This window comes from Halapricum sp. CBA1109 (assembly GCF_009741825.1).
Classification (GTDB): domain Archaea; phylum Halobacteriota; class Halobacteria; order Halobacteriales; family Haloarculaceae; genus Halapricum.
This window is the reverse complement of the sequence record NZ_WPCA01000009.1, coordinates 13,408-36,053: the sequence shown is the minus strand read 5'-3', so window position 1 is coordinate 36,053 and position 22,646 is coordinate 13,408. Positions and strand designations below refer to the sequence as shown.

Here is a 22,646-nt window from a genome sequence, read left to right as displayed (position 1 = left end):
GGGGGGTCGGGCGGGGGGCCGACCCCCCCTCGTCTGCTCACGGGGCGCGCAGCGCCCCGTTTCGCACGGGTCGGGAGGGGACGCTGAGGGGCGTCCCCTCCCCTACGCAAAAAAAACTTTGGGGGGAAAAAAAAGGGCCCGCTCGCGCTCGGGTAGAGCGCTCGCGGTAGTTGTACAGTGTGCTTTACCGCACCGCAACAGCATCGCACGGCGACAGCAACGGCAGGCCTGCCCTTCCCCGCGTCCGGCGATGAAACGCCGGCGTGGCCACCGCTCTGCACACTCGAAAAACGGCTCTGTTGAAGTCCTCAAAGTTTGATACAAACGGCGTGCTGGATACAGGGCGCGTATGCAGCACGGGTCCCTGCTGGTTGGTCGTGTGTCACCCGGATGCTAGTAACACCATCGTGGTGTGAAAATGTCACTGATTCACTTGGGTGGGCGCCCTCTATGAACGTAGAGAGACTAACATATGGCAATATCAACCGCAGAAGAGGAAGTCCAAGCTATATCTGACCAATTCTATGATGTACTGGAAGCGCTATTGAACGGGGATGCCGGTCCAATGGCGAGGGTCGGGTCACACGAGGACGACGTGACGACTATTTACCCCGTAGCAGGCTCGTATACCACTACGAGGAAAATACTATGAAGAAGAACGTCGGCGGGATGGACCGCATTGTTCGTCTCGTTATCGGCCCCATCCTAGTTCTGGCAGGGGTCGCTGGCTACGCGGGCTTGCTTGGCCTCGCAGTCGGCCCGTTACCCCAAGCGCTCACCTCCGTAATTGTGTTCCTCGTTGGGGCGATACTGCTGGTCACCGCCCTCGTCCAGAAGTGTCCCCTCAACCGAGTCCTCGGATTCAACACGTACCGCCAGAAGGAATCCGGCGAATCAGAAAAACCGACCGTCACCAACCCAAAATAGTCGTCTTTCCTCCCTGGGCGGCGATACCGCCTAACCAAAGGAGCTGATGGATACACCCTCTACATTCAGCACAGCCCTTGAGACTTGTCACTGGTTGACGACTTCAACAACGCCGAAAAACAGAAGCTGCGACCGGTTCTACGGCGACAGCCGTTGGCGGTCTCGCGGGAAGATGACCGCTTCGCGGATGTTCTCCAGCCCGAGCATCGTCATCACGAGGCGCTCGCCGCCGAGGCCCCACCCGGCGTGGGGCGGCATCCCATAGCGGAACATCTTGGTGTAGTACTCGAAGGCCTCCGGGTCCAGCCCCTGCTGTTCGAACCCGTCGACGAGGCGGTCGTAGCGGTGCTCACGCTGGCCGCCGGAGACCAGTTCCATCGAGGGGTGCATCATGTCGAAGCCCGTCGAAATCTCCTCGTCGTCGTCGTAATCCTTGATGTAGAAGGGCTTGATCTCGCTGGGCCAGTCGGTGACGAAGTAGTGCTCGCCGACCTCCTGTCCGAGGACGTGCTCGGCTTCCGTCGAGAGGTCGTCGCCCCACACCAGCGGCTCGTCGAGTTCGCCGGTGGCGTTGATCTTGTCGATGGCCTCCTGGTAGGTGAGCCGCGGGAACTCACCGTCGGGCACGGAGAACTCCTCGGCGAGGCCGAGCGCTTGCAGTTCGGCCTGACAGTTCTCGGCGACACCCTCGTAGGCCGACCGGACGACGTGTTCACAGACGTCCATCGCCTCGGTGTGGTCGAAGAAGGCCGACTCGAAGTCGATGGAGGTCGCCTCGTTGAGGTGCCGCGGGGTGTTGTGCTCCTCGGCGCGGAAGATCGGTCCGATCTCGAAGACCCGCTCCAGCCCGGAGCCGACCATCAGCTGTTTGAACAGCTGCGGGCTCTGGTTCATGAACGCCTCGCGGCCGAAGTAGGTGATCGGGAACAGTTCGGTCCCGCCCTCGGTGCCGGTGGCGACGATCTTCGGGGTGTTGATTTCGGTACAGTCGACCGAGCGGAACGCCTCGCGGACGCTGCGGAGGACCTCCGCCCGGATCTCGAAGACGGCCTTCACGTCGGGCTTCCGGAGGTCGAGCGTCCGGTTGTCCAGCCGCGTCGGGAGTTCGGCGTCGACTTTCCCGGAGGGGTCCAGCGGCAGTTCCGGGTCGGCCGGGGCGACGACCTCGACGTCCTCGGGGACGATTTCGACGCCTGTCGGCGCGCGCTCTTCTTCCTCGACGGCGCCGGTGACGGTGACGACGCTCTCGCGGTGGACGTCAAGCCCCGTCTCGACGAGGTCCTCGTCCATCTCGTCTTTCTCGAATTTGACCTGAATCTTGCCTGTCGTGTCGCGTACGATGATGAATGCGATACCGCCGAGGTCACGGATCTCGTGGACCCAGCCGGCGACGGTGACCGTCTGGCCCGGCTCGGCGTCCGCACTGTAAGTTCGGTCGTCCATAGGCGGCCTTACCGGCGGGCCGGACTTAAACACCGTTTATTCGGTCCCGTCGAGGACGTGCTGTCGCACGAGGTTCGCGTACGCCCGCCGCAAGCGCTCGGAGACCGCCTGCTGGGAGACGTCCAGCGTCTCGGCCACCTCGGCCGCGGTCGCCCGTTGTGGAATCTCGTAGTGTCCCATCTCGTAGGCCCGCTCGAGCGTCCGCTCCTGTCCGGAACTCAGTCCGTTTGCGATCGGCTCCGCGGCCGCCTGCTCGTCGTATATCGCGTTGACCGTGAGCACGATGTCGTTCTCCCGGAGCCAGTGGATGACCTCCTGTAAGGCCTCACGGTCAGGAAACCGCATCGTCCCGGACCACATCCCACCCTGACAGGACGCCTTGATGAGGCCGCCGCCGGCGCTGACCCATCTGGGGTACGAGACGATACCCGTCTCCGGGGACAGCACGATTCGATACAGCCGTCGGTCGTCCGTGTCGGCGTATACGCGCACCTCTCGGACGCTATCGTCGCTCTCTAGGGCCGAATCGAACGCCGCCTGGTCACCGTCGACGACCCAGAAAAACATCACCGGCTGTTGGGGGTCGGTGGCGACCATGTCGGTCAACTCCACACGCACCTCCGGAACCACCGTCGTCGCGTCGTACAGCGCTAGCTCCGGCGACGTAACGCTATACTCGACGATAATACTCACACGCCTGAATTTATCGTCGTATGATATAAATGTGCGGCACAGCTGGCCAATCGGTCCGTAAACTACTCCAGCCGTTGCGTTTCGGTTGACAGAACCCCGTGGTATCGCGTCGAAGATCCGTGAACCCTCAGCCGTGTCACTACTCCGTCGACCGAGCGCTGGCTCTCAGGGACGGCTGCAAAAACGAACTCGGCCGGCGATCAGGAGACGAGCAGCTCTTCGCCGCGCTCGACCTTGATGCGGCACGGCGGCGTGATCTTGTTGTACGCGCGGCGGTAGGCCTCCTTGACGGCCTCGGCCTGTTCGACCTCGCAGTAGGCGGTGAACAGTCGCTCGCCCGACTGGATCCGGGCGGCGGTGCCGACGATTTTCCCGAACGCTTGGCGCATCCCGTCGGAAACACGGTCCGCACCGGCACCGGTCGCCTGTTTGTTCTCTCGGATGACCTGATGGGGGAACTTCCGGAGGGTCATCTTGTAGTTGCCCTCACCGAGTTCCTTGATCAGGTGGCGGTTGGCCGACAGGCGGGACGCCTCCATCGAACCGTGGCGCAGCTGGACCGTTTCCTCGACGATCAGGCTGATCTGGACAGGGTACTCGTCGGCGTCTTTCTGCTTGTCGCCCATCTGGTGCTGTGCGATCTTCGAACCGGGGATTCCGGTGATGTACTCTCGCCGGGTGTACGACGGCTTGTCGATGTCCCGGTACATCGAGGCGGGTTTGTCCGACATAGGTTTCTCTTGGCGAAACCCTCGCCGAGCGTGGGCATAAGGCCTTCGAAGGCCGACTCCCCCTATGCCGTGTCGTCCCACGCCACTCGCCGGCGCCGAAGCAGTTACGCCGGTGTCACTACCGTGTTTTTCAGACTGTCGCCCCAAGCACGTGTATGAATATGCTCGTCGACGGCGAGTGGCGCACCGACGCCTACCAGACAACCAACGAGGACGGTGCCTTCGACCGACAGGACACGACCTTCCGGAACGAGATTCGGGACGACCCGGACGCCCGCTTCCAGCCTGAAGCCGGTCGGTACCACCTCTACGTCTGCCGTGCCTGCCCGTGGGCCCACCGCACGCTCGTCGCCCGGAAACTGCTCGGACTGGAGGACGCCATCAGCGTCGACTACGTCGACCCGTTCCGCGACGACGACGGCTGGCAGTTCACCCCCGAGAAGGAGGGCTGTACCGAGGACTCGCTGTACGGCTCTGAGTACCTCCGGGAACTGTACGTCGAGGCCGACCCCGACGCCACCTGCCGCGTGACCGTCCCCGTCCTCTGGGACAAACAGGAAGAGACCATCGTCAACAACGAATCCAAGGAGATTCTCCGGATGCTCTCGACACAGTTCGACGACGTCGCCGACAACGACGTTGACCTCTATCCCGAGGGGTATCAGGACGACGTCGACGAGATAATCGACGCCATCTACGAACCGATCAACAACGGCGTCTACAAGTGCGGGTTCGCCGACAGCCAGCGCGCCTACGACGAGGCTGTCACGGAGCTGTTCGACGCCTTGGACCACTGGGACTCGGTGCTTGCGGACCAGCGCTACCTCGCCGGCGACCGCCTGACCGAGGCGGACATCTGTATGTTCACGACGCTGGTCCGCTTCGACGCGGTGTATCACACCCACTTTATGTGCAACCACAAGCTGATCCGGGAGTACGACAACCTCTGGCCGTATCTGCGTGATCTGTACCAGACTGGCGGCGCCGAACGGAGTGAGGGGGCGCCGAACGAACGAACGGGGAGTGCAAGCGAGCGGGGAGGTACGACCCGCGAGAGCGAAGCGACCCGTGAGTCCGGCGTTTCGGAGACGGTGAATATGGACCACATCACCGAACACTACTACACGACCCACCCCGACGTGAGCCCGAAACGGATCGTCCCCGTCGGCCCGGCCCTCGACTTCGAGGCGCCCCACGACCGCGACGAACTGCCGGGCGAGTCGCCGCTTGGGCCGACGCCGTCGGTCTGAGCGGTCACAATCACGTCCCTTTTAGTCGTCGTTCGACAACCGTCGGATGATGGACAGCGACTCGGCGCGTTCACAGTCGGTCCCGACCGACCTCGCCGCTATCGTCGGGTTCACGCTTCTCGCGGCCGCCGCTGTCTCGGTCCTCGAGGACTCGCTACTCCGGGTCCTGTTCGGTCTTCCGTTCGTCCTCTTCGTTCCCGGATACGCGTTCGTCGCGGCTCTGTTTCCCGAAGCTCCGGTCTCCGGGGCGGACGAGCGGATCCCGAGCAGGCCGGATCTCCTCACTCGACTCGTCTACGCCTGCACGTTCAGTATCGGGCTCCTGTCGCTGTACGGCCTCGGTATCGAACGGTCGGGGATCGGCGTCACCTTCGTCGGGGTCGTCCTTGGAACAGTCGCGCTGACGCTGCTTTTTGTGGCCGTCGCCGCGTTCCGCTGGTCGCGACTCCCGCCGGACGAGCGGTTCACGCTCCAGTTCAGTCCGTGGCTACACTCGGTCCGTCGCACGCTTTCGGTCTCGAACGACCGGCGGGATACCGCGCTCTCGGTGCTCGCCGTCGTGACTCTCCTCCTCGCCTTGGCAGCCGTCGGGTACGTCACCGCCGTCCCGAAACAGGGGCAGTCGTACACGGAACTGTACGTTCTCCCGGAGAACGACACCGCGGGCGGGGAGTACCCTGACACGCTCACCGCGGGCGAGACGGAACGGATCACTGTCGGCGTCGAGAACAACGAGAATCAGGCAGTGACTTACTCCGGCGTCGTCGAACTCCAACGAGTTGCCGGAAACGGTGAGTCGCGTACGGTCAGTTCGACCGAGACACTCGACAGCTTCACCGCCGAACTCTCCGACGGGGAGATGTGGCAACAGCGACGCGATATCACGCCGACAACGAGTGGCGACCGCCTCCGACTGGTCGTGTTACTCTACCGTGGGAACGTGCCGTCGTCGCCGTCTGTCGACACTGCCTACCGCTCGGTTCGACTCTGGGTGACCGTCGAAGAGTGACGCCGCGTCGGGGGCCGAAACTTTTCTAACGACGCTTCGGGTAGTAGGGAGTAGATGAGCAACGACGGTGTGTCGGACGCGGACGACGTGGCGATAGCCCGTACACACACCACCGAGTCACAGGGGCTCTCGCGGACGGATCGGCCTGCGATTGTCCTCGTCGCCACCCGGGACAACGAGGCGGCACTGGCCCGCGCCATCCTGTACGCACGCCACCGCGGGCACGACGTGCTCGTCGGGCACGCCGACATCCCCGATGCCGACAGCGTCACGTTCGCCCGGCAGCTGGACGTGCCAACGTTCGGACCGACACGTGGGGACCCCGACCCGTCCGCCCTCGTGCGAGAAATCGCCTCGACGGCGCGTGAACGGGGGTATCCGGCCGCGATCACTCGTCCACCGTCGTGTCCGCGGATCGACTTCGACGCCACTCTCGACCGTCTCGACGAAGGCGGCTATGCCGTCGAGGGTGTCGTCGCGGAGCGGTCGACTGAGACGTCCGTCCTCGTCGGTATCCCGGCCCACAACGAGGCGGCGACGATCGACGATGTCGTCGACGGTGCGACCGAGTACGCCGACGAGGTGTTGGTCGTCGACGACGGCAGTACCGACGGGACGGCCACCCGCGCCCGTGCCGCCGGCGCGACGGTCCGCGAGCACGAGACGAACCGCGGGTACGGGGCGGCGCTCCGGACGCTGTTCACCGCTGCCAGCGACCGCTCGGTCGACCACCTCTCGTCGTCGACGGCGACGGCCAACACGAACCCGAAGAGATATCCCGCCTCCTCGAAACCCAGCGCGAGAGCGACGCGGAGATCGTCATCGGTAGCCGGTTCAAAACGGGGTCCAGCGCCGATGTCCCGTTGTACCGCCGGTTCGGTATCGGGGTGATAAATTCCCTCCTGAACGTCAGTCTGGGTACCGTCACTGCCTCCCAGCGCATCTCGGACACCCAGAGCGGATTCCGGGCGTACAGTACCGCTGCGGTCGACTCGCTGGCGGCCGACGAGTCGATCGGAACCGGGATGGACGCGAGTACGGACATCCTCTACCACGCGTTCGACCGGGATTACGAGATCCGGGAGGTCGGGACGACTGTCTACCACGATGTCGAGGACTCCAACAGCTACCATCCGGTCAGACACGGTCTCTCGCTGGTCCACAGCATCCTGACGACCGTCGAGCGGCGGCACCCGATCCTGGCGCTCGGCGTTCCCGGGGCAGCGTCGATACTCGCGGGTGTCGGCGTCGCGTTCTGGGCGCTCGAACGGTACCTCGCTTGGGGAACGCTCCCGGTCGGCCTCTCGTTGCTGTCGGTCCTCCTGTTTCTCGTCGGAACGTTCTCCTGTTTCACCGCTATCGTCCTCCACGCACTCCAGAACCAGAAGAGCACATGATCGACGGTTGTCTCGTCCCCAGCCGACAGCTATCTGAGCGCTCCCGTCTATGACTGCCCGGACTATCGTCTTCGGCCTCGACGGCGCGTGTTTCGATCTGATCGACGAGTGGCTCGACTCGGGCCGCCTCGACACGCTCTCGGGGCTGCTCGACCGCGGGGTCGCCTCGGGGCTCCGAAGTTGTGTCCCGGCGACGACACCGCCGGCGTGGTCGTCGCTCACTACCGGCGTCAACCCGGGAAAACACGGTGTGTTTGGGTTTTACGAGCGCCACCCTGATTCATATCACGTCACGCCGGTCTCCGACGAAACCGTCCGGGCGCGTCGGCTCTGGGACTACGCGACGGCCAACGACCGGACTTCGCTCGTCGTTAACGTCCCCGTAACCCATCCCGGGCGTGAGATAGACGGTGCTCTCGTCCCTGGGTATCTCGCCACCGACACGCCGGACACGTACCCGCCGGACGTCCTAGAGCGAGTTGGGATGGACGACTACCGCGTCTACGCTCCCTCGGAGGCGGCTGACGTTTCCGAGGGGCGACTGCTCGAAGAGTGGCGCTCGCTGACTGACTCCCGGCGGGACCTCACCCTCGCGCTGATGGACGCGTACGAGTGGGACCTCTGTTTCGTCGAGTTTCAGAAGACCGACGGAGCCGTCCACAAGTTCGACGACCGCGAGAACGTCCGTCGGATATTCGAACGTGTCGACGACTGTATGGGGGACATCCTAGACGCGGCCGGCGGTGATCCGAACGTCGTCGTCGTCTCCGACCACGGTATCGGCCAGCCAAAGCAGTGGTCGGTCGCGCTCAACACGTGGCTCGCCGAGAACGGCTACGCCGAGACGACAGTCGGGTCGGAGCGGAAGTCTGCGTGGATGGATCGGGCGATGGGAGCGGAGGCCGACGGTCGACGGTCGGTAGCGGGTCGTCTGCTGGCCGCCCTCGGGTCGGTCGGCGTCACCAAACAGCGCCTCGAACGCCTGCTCGCCACGGCCGGGCTGTACGACCTCGCCACCCGTCTCGCCCCGGCAGGCCTCGGAGCCGGGGTCGACGAGGAAGTGATCGACTACGAGCGAAGCCGGGCTTTCTATCAGGGTATCGGGTTCAGTGGCGTCGACGTCGGTGTCGTCATCAACGCCGAGACGTACTACGACGACGGTATCGTCGACGAGGGGGCCTACGACGACCTCCGGTCGGAACTGATCGACCGCCTCGCCGCGTTGGAAGGGCCGGACGGTACGCCGGCGTTCACCGAGGTCAAGCCGCGAGAGGACGTCTACGAGGGTCCGTACGTCGCGGACGCCCCCGACATCGTGCTCCACCAGCACGACGACTACGTCATCGGGAGCGCCAAGCCGCGCGGGAAGACGTTCATCCCGGCCGACGCAGGGCGCATCGATCACACCGATACGGGCCTGCTCGTCGCTGCCGGCCCCGACATCGACTCCGAGTGGTCGCCGGGGTCGACACCGTCGATACTCGACGTCACGCCGACGCTGTTGCACCTACACGACATCCCGCTCGACGAGCGTTTCGACGGCGCGCCGCTCTCGCTCTCCGCTGTCGACCACGACCCGCGGTGGACGACCTACGAGGGGGCGATTCCGGGGACAGCGGCGGAGATGACGAGCGCGGAAGAACAGGCGCTCGAAGACCGGCTCAAAGGGATGGGGTATCTGGAGTGAACTGTCTCGTCCTCACCCCTCACAGGCTCGGCATCAAGGCCGTCGCCGAACGCGTCGGCGAGCAGTGGGACGCGATGGGGCACGACGTCGACTACCGCCTCCCCGACGGCGCGGCGGCACGGGTCGGTGGCGTGACCGTCGGCGTCCCCGGCATCGCCCGGTGGTGGCAAAAGCAGTTCCGTGACCTCTCGGGGTCCGGAGCGTACGACCTCATCTGGATGCACCAGCCGCTCTCCCCGACTGTCCCGGACGCCGATTTCTGGGACCGGACGCTCGTCACCTTCCACACAACCGAGATGGCAGAGTACTGTCTCGCACGTGACGGCGTCTACCCCCGCCGTCGGCTTCCGTATCTGTGGGCAACGAGCCGTCTCGAACGCTGGTTCTACGGTCGGCTCCGGGCGACGGTGCCGGAGGGGCCGACCTACACCGTCGTCTCCCCACAGCTACGCTCTGAGGTATCGACTTTCGGCGTCGAGGACGCGGCGTACGTTCCCAACGGGCTCTCGACGCCGGCAGGGGAGTCGGTCGGACCGATCCGTGAGCGATTCGACATTCCGGACCACGCGACGCTTCTCGTCAGCCTCGGCAGCCACACGTACCAGAAACGACCGGCACTGTGTGCGCGCTGTCTGGACGCGGTCTGTGCGGCCGATCCCTCGATACACGCCGTGATCGCCGGCGATGGGCCGCTTCACGACGATGTCGTCTCGGCCGTCTCCAGCGACCGGGTTCACGTCCGTGGCTACGTCGACGACGACGAGAAGTGGCGCTGGCTCGCAACGGCGGACGCCTTCGTGAGCCTCTCGGCCTACGAGGGGATGCCGGTGGCGTCGCTGGAGGCGCTCTCGTTCGGCGTGCCGGTCGTCCTCTCGGACGTTCCCGCACACAGGAGCCTCGTCGAACGCCACGCCTGCGGTGCGTTGATCGAACCGACACCCGACGCCCTCGGGACTGCCGTCGACCGCGTCGCCGGTGTCGACGTCTCGGCGTCCCTCCCGAGTTGGGAGAGTGTCGCCTCGACGTATCTCGCGGTCGCCGATTCGGAGGACTGATGACCACACAAACTACACTCGACATCGCACAAGTACCACACCTTTACCGCCCGTCTATCGGCGGTATCGAGAACTACGTCTACCGGCTGAACCGCTCGGCCGAGGCGGCGGGCCACGACGTGACGACGTATACGACCGACCGCAGTCTGCAGGATGCCTCCTCACAATCCACGGTCGACGGCCGTGTCCACTACTGTGACACCGATCTGTCACTCCTCCGGAACCCCGTCTCGCGGGAGCTCTACCGTCGTCTCGACGCCAGCGACCACGACGTCTATCACCTCCACAGTCCGTGGTTCCTCTCGACGCTCGAAGCCGCCCACGCGATACCCGACGACGCGACGACGGTGATGACCGTCCACTCCGCCGAGATAACGTCGACCAGTTCGTTCGTCCGGGCGCTCAACACCGTCTATCGACCGTTTGCCCAGTACGTCTTCGACCGTGTCGATCACAGCTTCGTCCAAGGTGCGACGGAACGGCGACGCCTCCTCGACCGCTTCGACGTCGATCCGGCGTCGGTCTCGGTCGTCCCCAACGCCATCCACCCGGCGGAGTACGACGTGCCCGACGCGGATGTCAGGGCGTTTCAGGAGGAGTACGGCCTCGACCCCGACGTCCCGACCGTGCTGTTCGTGAGCCGTCTCGTCCCGGCCAAACACCCGGACGTCTTCGTCGACGCCGTCACCGACCACCTGCCCGATACCGACCTACAGGCTCTCGTCGTCGGTTCCGGCGACGACGCGTACGTCGACGACCTCCGGGGCCGTGCGGACGACCGGATCCAGTTCTACGGGACCCTCCCGTTCGAGGATCTCAAGGCGTCGTACCACGCCTCGGATCTGTTCGTGTTCCTCGGCACTTGGGAGGGGCTCCCGACGGTCATCCTCGAAGCGATGAACGCCCGCCTCCCCGTCGTCTCGACGGCGGCCGGAGCCATCCCCGACGCCGTCACCGACGGCGAAAACGGCACTATCGTCTCCTCGCCGCCCGACGCACGCGCCGTGGCGACCGCGATCAGATACTACCTCGACCTCCCCTCCAAACGCGTCGCCGTCGGGGACCGAAACCGGGCCACAGTCCGGGAAACCTACCGGTGGGAGACCGTCGCCGGGACGATCCTCTCGAAGTACAACACCTTAGTAGGGCGGGCCGGAACGGAGTAGCAATGGAGAGTGGTCAGGTCGATCTGTCGGACGCGTCGGTCCTCGTCACCGGCGGTGCGGGGTTCATCGGGAGCCATCTCGCAGAGTACCTCGTCGACCGCGGCGCCGCCGTCACGGTCCTCGACGACCTCTCGGCCGGTGATCGGCGGAACCTCGACGCTGTCGCGGACGCCGTCGAGTTCGTCGAGGGCGACGTCCGCGACCGAGAGACGGTCTCGACGGCCACGGCCGGGCAGGACCTCGTCTTCCACCTCGCGGCCAACGCCCACGTCCCGACGAGCGTCGAGGAACCGCGTCACGACTTCGAGGTGAACGCCACGGGGACACAGGCCGTCCTCAAAGCCGGTGTCGACGCCGACGTCGATCGGATCGTTCTCGCGTCGAGTGCGGCCGTCTACGGGCCGCCACAGTCGGTCCCCATCGCCGAGTCCCACCCCCTCGATCCCGTCTCGCCGTACGGCGCGTCGAAACTCGCCGCCGAGAAACTCGGATTCGCCTACGGGGAGACCTACGACATCGACGTCAGCGCGCTCCGCATCTTCAACACGTACGGGCCGCGCCAGCCCCGGTACGTGATGTACGACTTCTTCCGGAAACTCGAGGCCGACCCCTCCGAACTGGCGATGTTGGGCAGCGGCGAGCAGGTCCGGACGTTCGTCTACGTCTCGGATACGGTCGCGGCGCTCGTCGCTCTGGGCACCCACCCGGACGCCGTCGGCCGGCCGTTCAACGTCGGCGGCACGGAGCCGACCAGTATCCGCGAACTCGCGGAACTGATGGCCGAGCGGTTCTACGACGGCGAGCCGAACGTCCGCGCGACCGGCGATCCGAAGGCCGGCGACATCGAGCGCCTCGTCACGGACAACAGCCGGATACGGGAACTCGGGGTCGAACCGACGGTGCCGCTGGAGACCGGGTTGGACAGGCTCTACGAGTGGTTCGTCGATACCGAGGTATGATACCGTGGTATTCTCTGTTGGATGGCTTGGATAAGATGATAACTATTGGCGTAGCCGCAACCGATTCGCGCGGGCTTGGCGGGTGAGATAGCGATGCCTGACCGTCCACAGGTCGCCGCTATCGTCCCGACGATGGACCGTCCGGAGCGACTCGACGCGGCCCTCGAAAGTATCTTCGATCAGACCTACGAGCGCATCGAGGCCGTCGTCGTCGACGCCAGCACTGATGATCGCACCGAAGCCGTCGTCTCACAGTACGCCGATGTCTACGGGAGTGACCGGTTGACGTACGTCAGCAACGACAGTCCGCAGGGGCTTCCGGCCGCGCGAAACCAAGCCGCTTCGGCGACCGATGCGGACCTGCTCGCGTTTCTCGACGACGACGACCGGTGGAAGCCCCGAAAGATCGAACGGCAGGTCCGACAGTTCGAGACACGGCCGGACCTCGGGCTCTCGTACACCGGTCGTGTCTCGGTGACCGACGATGGCGAGGTCGTCCACACCGCACGCCCATCCCTCGCGGGCGACATCTTCCGGGACTTACTCGTTCGAAACCACCTCGGTTCCCCCTCACGAGTCGTCGTCCCGGCCTCGGTGTTCGAAGGCGTCGGCGGGTTCGACGAGTCCCTGCGGTATCAAGAAGACTGGGACCTTTACCTCCGCATCGCGCGCGAACACGCCGTCGGGTGTGTCCCTGATCCGCTCGTCGTCCGGTCGGTTCACGACGGCGGGATGTCCCGCAACGCCGATCAGCAAAAGCAGTACCGCGAGCTAGTTCTGGACCGATACGAGTCCACACTCCGGGAGCACGCAGTCTTCTCCGACGCGTGGGCGACTCACCACACCGATACAGCCGTCGCGTATCTCCACAACGGCGACACTGTGGCAGGCCGCCGAGAGCTACGGGCCGCGTTGGGGTATCAGGTCTCACCGAAGCGCCTCCTCCTGTATCTGGTCGCTCTGTTCGGCCACCGCGGGTTCGAACTACTGGTCGGACTGAAACGTCGGCTCGGCCGGTGAGGCACGCTCCCGTTCGCGGAGCGACTCGTAGAGTTCCAGCAGTTTCTCACCGCGCTGGTCCCACTGGAACTCGCGCGTGGCCTTCTGTCGACCGCTTTCACCCATCCGTTCACACAGGTCCGGCGCCTCGGCCACCCGCTCCATCGCGTCGGCCAGCGCGACGCGGAGTCCGGTTCGACTAGCAGCCCGTTCTCGCCGTCGTCGACGATTCGTGGGATCGCGTCTATCGCCGGTGCGACGACCGGAATCCCGGCACTCATCGCTTCCAACAGGACGATACCGAAGCTCTCGTGACTGGACGCGAGGACGAACGCCGTCGCGTCCCGGTAGTACTCCGGGATGTCCTCGTTCGGAACGTACCCCGGGAGAGTGACGGCAGCGTCGAGTTCGTTCTCCCGGACGCGCTCGGCCACCTTATCGCGGAGCGGACCGTCGCCAACGAGTGTCAGCTCCGCGTCCGGACAGCGGTCTCTCACCGTGGCGAACGCGTCGACCAGCGTGGTGAGGTTCTTCGCGGGCACGAACCGACCGACGAACAGGAACCGTGGACCGTCGACCGGCCTCGCACCCGGTGTGAACTGGTCGGTGTCGACCCCGGGATTGATCTCGACCGGTTCGACGCCGCTCCGCTCGCGGACCGCTTCGGTGGTCGCGCCGGTCGTGACGACGGCGTCGAACGCTTCGAGTACGTCGTAGGAACTCTCAGTGAATGGGTTGAGTACGTCCCGATAGAGTGAGTACGGCGGTCCGTTGAGTTTCAGGACCGTCGGCGCGTCCACGCGGTCGGTGTACCGCGCGAACTCCCGGTTGGTGTTGTACTGGACCACGTCGAACGCCTCGTCGACCAGCTTGGCGTGGACCCTCGACGCGAACACCCGCGCGTCTATGTCCGCGAGCACGCCGCCGATACCCCGGGGCGCCGCGTAGGCGATATCCTGTAGGTGTGGCGTCGGCACCGGGACGCACTCGAACGGCGAGAGGTCCTCTGTAAGTTCGCCCGTGAGCGGCTCGGCGACGTAGAACGTCACGTCGACGCCGCGCTCGCGGAGCTGTTCGGCCATCCGGTAGTCCCACATCCCGCCGCCGCTCCTGCGGATACCCAGCATCCGGTTGACGAACGCTACCCGCATCACTGCACGTACCCCGTCGCTTCGAGCCGTTCTCTGACGGACGCGGGAACGTCCCCGTCACGACCGGTCGAGACGGTGTCCGGCACACCGTCGAGTATCTCCGATTTCAGCCCCCGGAGCGTCTCCGCGTCGGTGGGTCCGTCGTGATAGTCGACGCCGTCGTCCGATTCGATCAACTCCGAGTCGGCCGTCAGGACGCTCGTCCGTCGGTAATCGTACGCTTCGAGCGCTCTCGGATCGACGTCGATGTCTTGGACGCCCATATACTCCGCGACGACTCCCTCCTGTGTCGATGGCTCGCCCGGCATCGGGAGCGGATCCGGCGCCCTTTCCGCCTCCGGCGTCGGCGTGTCAGTCCACTGCAAGAGACTACTGTACAGTTGCCGTAACGATACCGTCTCGGAGACGCTTTCGCCGCCGTGTTCGCCACCGGGGAACCGCACGAAAAGCGGTACGTCGAGCAGTTCGCGGTGGAGACTGCCCGCGTGACCCTGCAACCCGTGTTCGCCGAAGTGGTCTCCGTGGTCGCCACAGACGACGATCAGCGACTCAACGAGGGCGCCATCGGCTTCGAGGCCCTCGAAGAGCCGTTCTAACTGGGCGTCGAGGGTCGCTATCTCGCCCTCGTAGAGTCCCCGGAGCACGGCGAAATCGGTGTCGCGCTCCCCGAGGACGTAGTCCCACGGCTCCTGATTCACCGAGGCGGCGTCGTCCTCGGTCGCTCCGTCGGGGAGGTGCCTAGACCGGAACGGCTCCGGCGGATCGTAGGGCAAGTGCGCCTCCATAAAGTTACACAGCGTGAACTCGGGCCCGTCACTGTCGTTCCCGAGGTAGTAATCGACAGTACGCTCCGCCCCGTCGTCGGCCGGTCCGACGCGGTCTGTTTTCAGTGTGAGCAGTTCGTACAGGAGGTTCACCGGTGTCCAGCGGTTCCCGCTAGCCAGCAGTGTCCGCACTGTCTCCGTCCAGCTATCGCTCCGGTCGAGGATGTCGGCGACCCAGAGACCCGTCGCGTCCGGACGAAGTTTCGTGTCGAGGTGGAGTACGACCTCCTCGAACCCCTCGACCATCCCGAACGTCTCGGAGAGAAACGGGTTGTTCGAGAACAGTCGCGTGTGGTAGCCGGCGGCTTCGAACTGCGACGCCAGCGTCGGATGGTCCGTCGAGAGGTATTTGTTGTGCGCTGTCGCGCCGTGTTCCCGGGGGAGTCGCCCGGTGTAGATGCTGGCGTGCGCGGGCAGCGTCCACGGCGCGGGCGAGATGGCGTTCTCGTAGGTGAGCCAATCGCTGTCGACGCGGGCCGTCAGATTCGGCGCTGTCGTCTCCGTGAGTGCGTCCGCACGGACGCTGTCGAGGACGATGAGGACGACTCGGTCCGCGTGATCCATAGTGTTAGGTGGGTTCGTGGGCGTCAGCGAGTAGTTGCTTCCACTTCTGTCTGCAGTGTGCTTCACTATATGGGGTCGCGCTCTCTTGAATGTGCTCGTGATCCCAGTCAGTCGCCGCTGCTGCCCGGACGCCTTCCCGGAGTGGTTCGACTGACTTCGACGGTTCGAAGAGGATACCCGTGTCACCGTCTTCAACCAAGTACGGGTTGTTCTGGTGATTCACTGCGACGACTGGTGCTCCCGATGCCATAGCTTCGACTGTTGTGATACCGAAATCCTCGATGACTGAATTCTGAATGAATCCTTGGCATTTACCCATCAACTCTCGCTTTCGCTCTTCAGATACGTAGCCGGGAAACTCGACGTTGTCACCCGATTGCGATTGTAATTCCTCCCGAAGCGGTCCGTCGCCTGCGACGCGCAACTGGTAGGGCAACTCCTCGAACGCCTCGACGATCTGTTCGACGCCTTTGACCGCCGCGACTCGTCCGAGAAACAGGAAGAAATCCTCGTCAGCTGGGCGGTCATCTTCGTAACTCTCCACTGATACTGGCGGGTGGATCACGCGGTCGACGGTGGCCCCGAGATAATGTTCGACGATGGATTTCGTGAACTCGCTGTTTACGATGAGATAATCCATCTGCTGAGCGTCTTGGCGTTCGCTTCGTCGAAGGCTAAGACGATTGGTCTGTTGTAGGAACCGCAACAACCGATTGCTGGCGAACTCGTCCCGTGGTGGGAGGCCGAACGCTCCGCGGTGGAATCCGTGCGCGAGATGGATCCGAGTCTGGTCAGGTCGGTGCTGGACTGTCTTCGCGACGAGACCGCTCGATACGATCACGTCGTACTCGGCCGGCGGAGTCCAGAACGCATACTCTAACCTGTCGAGGAACGATCCGACCGCTCTCCGACCGACGAGTGGAAGACTAGGCCGTGAGCCGAACTCGACAACTGAAGTCTCCCCCCAGTCGGAACTGTCGAGATCAGTGTACAGGGTATGGACGGGACTGTCCATCCAGTCGGCAATTCGTGAGACGTAGGTCTGTGCTCCCCCACGTCCGTCACCGGGCTTGAACACGATTGCCGTCTCCGGGATTCCGGAATTACTCATCGGAATCTCATCTCAGTGTTTCTCTGCACCCTGTCTTAAAGAATGCCCCTTCAGTACTTTTCGACATCAGATCACCTCGTTTCCTCGGCTTGTAGATAGGGCAATCCGCAGATTTAAAATACATTCTGTACGTCGCTCCATCAATGATTAATTTCGATGGGGGAGATAGCTATACCCCTCGCATTCAAAGCCCTCCTGACCAGTTTCACTCCGTGAGGGCCGGCCCCCGGATGCATCAATTGTGTAGTAAGACAGAACTGCTGTCGTTCGGAAATAAATATGAGTGATGACAACTCTGATCGAGACCGATCTCTCGATCTGTTCTTTCCAGGGCCACGGGGAAACGCTTTGGAGGATGCACCGCTCGGCGTGCGTGCGAGGGCGGCTCTATACAGAAAAGTAAACAAGCAAAACGGCGTTTTGTCGTCGCTTGATCGTTGGCTTCGAACGACGCTGGATCAACCGATGACAAGCCGTGAGCGTGTCGTCGAATATCCCTACGTCTACAATCATTTGGATATTGATCCACCATCTTCAATCCTTGTCGCCGGTGGTGCGAGGAGTCCGGTTGCGTACACCCTTGCGTCTATGGGGTATGAAACGACAGTTGTCGACCTAGATGGTTATGAACTCTCACACCGGAATCTCACGTCTCGAGCCGCCGATTTCACCGATTTACCCTTCGATACCGGGACGTTCGACGCGATTATTTCGGTCAGTGTCATCGAGCATGTCGGGATGTATTCGGAAGACGACGAACGAGCGGATATTCGTGCTTTCGAGGAACTCACCCGGGTCCTCTCCGATGGCGGGGAACTCCTATTCACGACACCGTTTGCGAAGACATACTCTACACTGTCCAACTCGAGGGTATATTCGTGGGACCGGATCCAAGAAGCGATACCTGACGAAGCCTCGCTATCGGAGTATCAGATTTATGCGCGGGAAGAAGAGGATTGGTTCCCGGTCGACCGTGATGATACACCGGAGTTTGAGGGGACATTGGACTCGGTTCTCTGTGCGAAATTATTAATATAAATAATTATTAATATAACTAAGAGAATAATTTCATAGATTGCACTTCTCTCGGGATCTTCTTGATCGTTAGACATCTGATGGTGTTACCGAAAGACGTATAGACCGTTGTATTCATCGCAGTAACATAACGAATATGAGGCCGGGTCAGCGGATACTCGAAGCGATGTCCCACCCTTGGTATTTTCCTCGGAAAGCGAACCGGTTGTGGCACCAGCGAGGTGGAAGACGACGCTACAACCCTGACGGTATTAGATGGATGGATCACGACTGGGATGTTCTGACAATCCTTGATGCGTGCCGTTACGATACCTTCCGTGAGATGTCAGACTTGCCGGGGGAACTTGCAAAACGGGAATCAATCCAGTGCTCGACCGGAAACGTCCTCCGTGGACAATTCGATGGGGAAGTTTGGCACGACACGGTATATGTGACTGCGATGCCAGTTCTGTACAACGGACAGCAAGACCAACTCATCGATCGGGACCCAATTCAGACTGAATTCCACTGTCAGATAGAAGTCTGGGACAAAGAGGGATGGGACGATAAATTTAATACCGTATTACCAGAAAAAACACTCGAGTATGCGCTTTCCGCGGCAGAACGGTTCCCCGACAAACGACTAATACTGCATTTCAGTCAGCCTCACTGTCCGTTCATCGGCGAAACTGGACGAGAGCACTATCCACCAAACAAGCGTGACATCTGGCGCGACGTCTTAGATGGCACAACTGACACTACTCATATCTGGAACGCATACAGAGAGAACTTGGCTTCTGTTCTCCCTGTCGTCGAGACGATACTAGACGAGATAGAAGGCAAACATATCGTCACCGCAGACCACGGCCAAGCACTGGGCGATCGGGCCTATCCTGTGCCGATGCGCGAGTGGGGCCACCCCCCGGGGATTTATATCGACGAAATCGTCGAGGTCCCTTGGCTGTCATACCAGAATGGTGAGCGTCGGGAAATAGTAACCGCACCGCCAGTGGAAGTCGACGACGACCACGGAGAAGCGGTCGTTCGGGATCGGCTAGCTGATCTCGGTTACGTCGACTGACATCCTACAAAACCTGTTTGTCATTCCGCCAAATAACGTGCTTCGACTCGTATCGAAACGTAGCAATGTCAGCCACGGCCCGTTCTGTGTGGATGTCGAACAGTTTTCCGTTGTCTGTGAGGCGACCGAATAGATACTTGAGTTCGTCTTCTGAGAGTAACTCGTGTATCTCGAAGAGGATAGACTCGATACGCTGTATATATCCATCGCGTCGTGCGTCGAAGAGAGACTCGTCTCTCCGACGGCACGAAAGGTCGTTGTGCCGGATGTCTCATCAACTGCTGCCTCAACCAACTCGACGTTGTCGAAACCATTTTGTTCTATCGTCTTCCGAATCATTTCCGCGTTTTCTGAATGTGGCTCGAATACGACGACGTTTCCCATTTCGCCGATACATCTCCGCATCAGAAGCGTGTAGACGCCGAAGTGCCCGCCGATATCGATAGCTGTGCCTCCCTCAGGAGGTTCTGCTTAATTGCCCTCGTGACGTTGGGTTCCCACTTACCTCGGTATATCTGGTACCCGATTCGGTCGGTTGGGTCGATGTACAACTCATATCCTTCGTACTCTACGAAGAGCGGCTTCGACGGTGCGAGACTGCCACGGAAGTAGTCATATCCTTTCTTCGCAATTGACAGGTTCTGCAGTGGTGTTTTGAGAGCGATATCCCGCAGACCGCCGACTACCTTGGCCGAAAGTTGTCTCGCACCATAGAGCGAATTGACGGGACGCTGAATATATAGGTTCGGTATCGCTGGTGACGTGTCAACGCTGGAGTGGCCCCTTTCAGGTCTTGTACCCCAGTGCCCGCAGATTCGCATCGATCTCGTCGTCCGAGATATCTATGTCGTTATCCGGCCTTTCGGCAGTGATCTCTTTCCGTGAGCCCTCGTCGATTTCGAGCCACGGAACTTTGACCAGTTCCTCGGTGTAGATCGTGTTTGGATGGCCGTAGTCGGTGATCGGAATCGGGAACGACCGCTCGCCCAGCATCTCACCGTGGTCGGCCGTGACGACTGTCTTTCCACGCAGTTCGGGTAGCAGTCGTTCGACCTCTTCCAGAACCATATCGAGATTCTCTTCGTATGCACGTTGCACGACATCTTTCGGGATATCGTCCCCGTTGCGTCGCATCGCCAGTTGCAGACTCGACGTGTCGTGATGATCGAAGTACTCCTGTCCAGTCGGACCGAAATACGGATAATGGGGCTGTGTATAATGAATTATCAACCGCTTATCCTGGTGGGATTGGTTGACTTCTAATGCCCGTTCTGTGACGGCTTCGGGTCTGACAGCTACTTTTGGGCCCTCGGTCGTGACCGGAACGAATGAATGTACCTCGGCATCGATCTCGTCTTTTATATTGGGGAACCACAGGTTCGAAGAGACATACACCGTATCGTATAACTCACGACCGGAGAAATTCGCCTTCAGGAATTCGTAGGTATTCGACCCTTTCGAGATTCGTGAACTGAGCTTTCCTTCAAACGAGTGGTTGTTTAAGAATGTGTCATATCGGCACGCATCAAGGACGATCAGGTTATCCCAATCTTCGTCTAACACGGAAGTACCTCCTTGGTTAAACTCACCTGCACTGAACGAAAAGTACAACCGATTTAATTGTCGGAGAATAGATTTCGGATTTTTCAATCCATACACAGCGTCACCAATATCCATATATCCGGTACAGTTGGAATTCAGCTATTTAACAGTATTGAGGGTTTGCTATATCCCGAGACAGTTGTTCTCTCTGTAAAATATGGCTGTACACTTGTAGCTGGCTTCACCGGCTTTCAATCCACGGAATGGAAGTACAGAGAATCCGTCTTCGATGAGTAATTGGTAGTCATCCTCGTCTAACCAGTCGAAATCGTCCCAGATTATCACTCCTTGATCAGACAGTGACTTGAGAGATGATTCGACACAATCCGTTCTGTACGAACCGTCGATTACGACTATATCGAACTTCTCGCGGTTCAGTATCTCTCCGGTATACTCTTTTTTCGAGTCTCGATACACGATTTCTCCGTTCCTCGGGAGGCGTTTCGTAACGATTTCAGTCCACTCCTTCGAATCTTCCACGGCTATCACCTCCTCTACTCTTTGGGCATACCATATGGTAGAGTATCCACCCCCGTATTCGAACACGCGGAGGTCTCTGCTGATCCTTTCATCCAAAAAATCGATAGCTGAATACGTATACCACGGCGTCGGATTGCCACTTCCGTCGACCGGAACGCCGCCTGAGACACTGCTCTCAAACCACCCTTTCTTTTTGAATATAGTTCCCTTAGTGAAATACACCCGCATCCACAGTAGCAGTGTATTCCTCTCTGCTAACTCCCATACGTATCTCTGCAGTCGATCCGGGAATACTCCGAAGAGACGAGTCACGACTGACAAAATCACCATATGATAACTGATCTTGAGGCGTCTAATATACTATTCGATACCACGTAGTTATCTCTGACAGTTTACGACCGGACCGACTCTCCCGGTTTTGGAAACGTTGGCAGCTATTCGCTACTCTTTGCCGAGTGATAAAAGATAGATGGGAACTGCTGGATCACACCGAGTATTACACCGATACCCGCAATGAACCTGTACCGTCCTTCGGACTCACTAATAAACGGATGAACAAGATGTGCGATGATCAGTCCGATACATCCCCATACAAATAATGGTAGATGACGGAGGCGCCCGTTTTCTCGAAACATCCTGACTCGATTTCGTCCCTTCTTCATACCTGTCTTGAGGCCGCTCTCGTGGCGCTCTCCCTTACTGTGGTTCGTAGGTAACTCTGGATCGACGATGAAGTGATACCCCTCGTTTTTCAACCGCCAGCAGATCTCGATATCCTCGTGGACTTCACGTCCTCCTTCCCAATGTCGGAAGGGATGGTCTAGCAAGACCGCTCGTTTGTAACTCGCCACGCCGCCACTTATCCATTCACTTTCCGCTGGTTCGCTAACGATACTTGCCTTCTGGAACCCTGCTGAGTTGATGCGCCAACCGGAGTTGATTCGATAGAAGATTCTGTTGTGGATATCGACGAGGCGTCGTCTGGTACTCGTCAGTGAATCAGTGCGGCCTGCGACTCCGATACCAGCCAGTGTGTCCGAGTCATACTGCTCATATAGGTGTTCTAGTCTTTCCAAATGCTCCGCTCCGAGCCACACATCGTCATCAAGAGTGACGATGATATTGCTTGATGCCGTACGGATACCCGTGTTTCTCGCTGTCGATGTGCCGGGTGGTCCATCAGATGACGTAATCCTCAACTCGGTTCCTCCGAGAGTCTCTCTGATTTTTGTCTGGACCCCAATATCAAGATCTCCGTCGTCGACAATGATTACTTCTTCAGGCTGTCTTGTCTGCTCAGATAACCGCTTCGTACACTCTAGGAGTTTCTCTTCTCTGTCGAGTGTCGGGATGATAACAGAGAATGTGTAGTCTGACATTTTTTAGATGTACAGCGAGTTTCCGTCAGTCCGCGCCTCCGTTACTGTCTTTTTGTAGTGCTGAATCCGACATCGACGCCGTGATTCCCTCTAATACCACGATTCGTGGTCACAAGTGGTTTGC

Annotated in this window: 22 protein-coding genes; 12 read left to right on the top strand and 10 right to left on the bottom strand. The window is 60.9% G+C overall.

Translation table 11 applies throughout. The annotated features are described in order from the left end of the window. Positions 1-648 precede the first annotated feature (648 nt). Positions 649-927 carry a DUF2892 domain-containing protein gene (locus GJ629_RS02190; RefSeq protein ID WP_157511551.1) on the top strand — a complete coding sequence of 93 codons (279 nt, stop codon included), beginning with the start codon at positions 649-651 and terminating at the stop codon, positions 925-927. Positions 928-1,065: 138 nt separating this feature from the next. Here GJ629_RS02190 and aspS read toward each other — a convergent pair whose 3' ends face one another. From aspS to GJ629_RS02175, 3 genes are all read right to left on the bottom strand, one after another. Further along, complete coding sequence (gene aspS, locus GJ629_RS02185; protein ID WP_157511550.1) at positions 1,066-2,370, bottom strand: aspartate--tRNA(Asn) ligase; 1,305 nt, start codon at positions 2,368-2,370, stop codon at positions 1,066-1,068. 36 nt (positions 2,371-2,406) lie between these two features. After that, positions 2,407-3,063: a bacterio-opsin activator domain-containing protein gene (locus tag GJ629_RS02180; protein WP_157511549.1), complete on the bottom strand. Its 657-nt coding sequence runs from the start codon at positions 3,061-3,063 to the stop codon at positions 2,407-2,409. A gap of 200 nt (positions 3,064-3,263) precedes the next feature. Continuing rightward, complete coding sequence (locus tag GJ629_RS02175; protein ID WP_157511548.1) at positions 3,264-3,794, bottom strand: 50S ribosomal protein L16; 531 nt, start codon at positions 3,792-3,794, stop codon at positions 3,264-3,266. A gap of 155 nt (positions 3,795-3,949) precedes the next feature. On the opposite strand from GJ629_RS02175, the gene GJ629_RS02170 reads away from it, so the two are divergent. The 9 genes from GJ629_RS02170 to GJ629_RS02130 all read left to right on the top strand — a co-directional run bounded on the left by GJ629_RS02170 (position 3,950) and on the right by GJ629_RS02130 (position 13,337). Then, on the top strand, positions 3,950-5,044 hold the full coding sequence (locus GJ629_RS02170) for a glutathione S-transferase family protein (protein ID WP_157511547.1): 1,095 nt from the start codon (positions 3,950-3,952) through the stop codon (positions 5,042-5,044). A 49-nt stretch (positions 5,045-5,093) separates the two neighbouring features. After that, positions 5,094-6,053, top strand: coding sequence for a DUF1616 domain-containing protein (locus GJ629_RS02165; protein ID WP_197428394.1), 960 nt, complete (start codon positions 5,094-5,096; stop codon positions 6,051-6,053). A 54-nt stretch (positions 6,054-6,107) separates the two neighbouring features. Next, on the top strand, positions 6,108-6,944 hold the full coding sequence (locus tag GJ629_RS02160; protein ID WP_157511545.1) for a glycosyltransferase: 837 nt from the start codon (positions 6,108-6,110) through the stop codon (positions 6,942-6,944). Beyond that, positions 6,941-7,450, top strand: coding sequence for a hypothetical protein (locus tag GJ629_RS02155; RefSeq protein ID WP_197428393.1), 510 nt, complete (start codon positions 6,941-6,943; stop codon positions 7,448-7,450). Before GJ629_RS02160 ends, GJ629_RS02155 begins: the two co-directional genes overlap by 4 nt. A 49-nt stretch (positions 7,451-7,499) precedes the next feature. Continuing rightward, positions 7,500-9,137 (top strand): alkaline phosphatase family protein, encoded by a 1,638-nt coding sequence (locus GJ629_RS02150; RefSeq protein WP_157511543.1) that lies wholly within the window; start codon positions 7,500-7,502, stop codon positions 9,135-9,137. Further along, positions 9,134-10,192 carry a glycosyltransferase family 4 protein gene (locus GJ629_RS02145; RefSeq protein ID WP_157511542.1) on the top strand — a complete coding sequence of 353 codons (1,059 nt, stop codon included), beginning with the start codon at positions 9,134-9,136 and terminating at the stop codon, positions 10,190-10,192. The genes GJ629_RS02150 and GJ629_RS02145 overlap by 4 nt, the downstream gene beginning before the upstream one ends. Then, positions 10,192-11,358, top strand: a complete 1,167-nt coding sequence (locus GJ629_RS02140) for a glycosyltransferase family 4 protein (RefSeq protein WP_157511541.1) — start codon at positions 10,192-10,194, stop codon at positions 11,356-11,358. Before GJ629_RS02145 ends, GJ629_RS02140 begins: the two co-directional genes overlap by 1 nt. Before the next feature lie 2 nt (positions 11,359-11,360). Continuing rightward, entirely contained in the window at positions 11,361-12,317 is a 957-nt protein-coding gene (locus GJ629_RS02135; protein ID WP_157511540.1) for an NAD-dependent epimerase/dehydratase family protein, read from the top strand. A 93-nt stretch (positions 12,318-12,410) separates the two neighbouring features. Further along, positions 12,411-13,337 (top strand): glycosyltransferase family 2 protein, encoded by a 927-nt coding sequence (locus GJ629_RS02130; protein ID WP_157511539.1) that lies wholly within the window; start codon positions 12,411-12,413, stop codon positions 13,335-13,337. On the opposite strand, the gene GJ629_RS02125 is transcribed toward GJ629_RS02130, so the two are convergent. Genes GJ629_RS02125 through GJ629_RS02115 form a run of 3 tightly spaced genes read right to left on the bottom strand, consistent with a single transcriptional unit; the run spans position 13,238 to position 16,870 of the window. After that, positions 13,238-14,467, bottom strand: coding sequence for a glycosyltransferase family 4 protein (locus GJ629_RS02125; protein ID WP_157511538.1), 1,230 nt, complete (start codon positions 14,465-14,467; stop codon positions 13,238-13,240). The two genes, GJ629_RS02130 and GJ629_RS02125, sit on opposite strands and share 100 nt — an antisense overlap. Further along, positions 14,467-15,855, bottom strand: coding sequence for a sulfatase-like hydrolase/transferase (locus tag GJ629_RS02120; RefSeq protein WP_157511537.1), 1,389 nt, complete (start codon positions 15,853-15,855; stop codon positions 14,467-14,469). Before GJ629_RS02120 ends, GJ629_RS02125 begins: the two co-directional genes overlap by 1 nt. Positions 15,856-15,859: 4 nt before the next feature. Then, on the bottom strand, positions 15,860-16,870 hold the full coding sequence (locus GJ629_RS02115) for a glycosyltransferase (RefSeq protein ID WP_197428392.1): 1,011 nt from the start codon (positions 16,868-16,870) through the stop codon (positions 15,860-15,862). A 375-nt stretch (positions 16,871-17,245) separates the two neighbouring features. Here GJ629_RS02115 and GJ629_RS02110 point away from each other — a divergent pair, with 375 nt between their 5' ends. Together GJ629_RS02110 and GJ629_RS02105 are read left to right on the top strand one after the other, a co-directional pair. Beyond that, positions 17,246-18,004 (top strand): bifunctional 2-polyprenyl-6-hydroxyphenol methylase/3-demethylubiquinol 3-O-methyltransferase UbiG, encoded by a 759-nt coding sequence (locus tag GJ629_RS02110; RefSeq protein ID WP_197428391.1) that lies wholly within the window; start codon positions 17,246-17,248, stop codon positions 18,002-18,004. Positions 18,005-18,260: 256 nt separating this feature from the next. After that, positions 18,261-19,061, top strand: coding sequence for a hypothetical protein (locus GJ629_RS02105; protein ID WP_157511535.1), 801 nt, complete (start codon positions 18,261-18,263; stop codon positions 19,059-19,061). On the opposite strand, the gene GJ629_RS17815 is transcribed toward GJ629_RS02105, so the two are convergent. From GJ629_RS17815 to GJ629_RS02085, 4 genes are all read right to left on the bottom strand, one after another. Continuing rightward, positions 19,035-19,499: an FkbM family methyltransferase gene (locus GJ629_RS17815; RefSeq protein ID WP_370515755.1), complete on the bottom strand. Its 465-nt coding sequence runs from the start codon at positions 19,497-19,499 to the stop codon at positions 19,035-19,037. The genes GJ629_RS02105 and GJ629_RS17815 overlap by 27 nt on opposite strands. Positions 19,500-19,847: 348 nt before the next feature. Further along, positions 19,848-20,624, bottom strand: coding sequence for a hypothetical protein (locus GJ629_RS02095; protein WP_157511533.1), 777 nt, complete (start codon positions 20,622-20,624; stop codon positions 19,848-19,850). 162 nt (positions 20,625-20,786) lie between these two features. After that, positions 20,787-21,473: a class I SAM-dependent methyltransferase gene (locus GJ629_RS02090; RefSeq protein WP_157511532.1), complete on the bottom strand. Its 687-nt coding sequence runs from the start codon at positions 21,471-21,473 to the stop codon at positions 20,787-20,789. A gap of 104 nt (positions 21,474-21,577) precedes the next feature. Continuing rightward, positions 21,578-22,522 (bottom strand): glycosyltransferase family 2 protein, encoded by a 945-nt coding sequence (locus GJ629_RS02085; RefSeq protein WP_157511531.1) that lies wholly within the window; start codon positions 22,520-22,522, stop codon positions 21,578-21,580. Between the last annotated feature and the right edge of the window lie 124 nt (positions 22,523-22,646).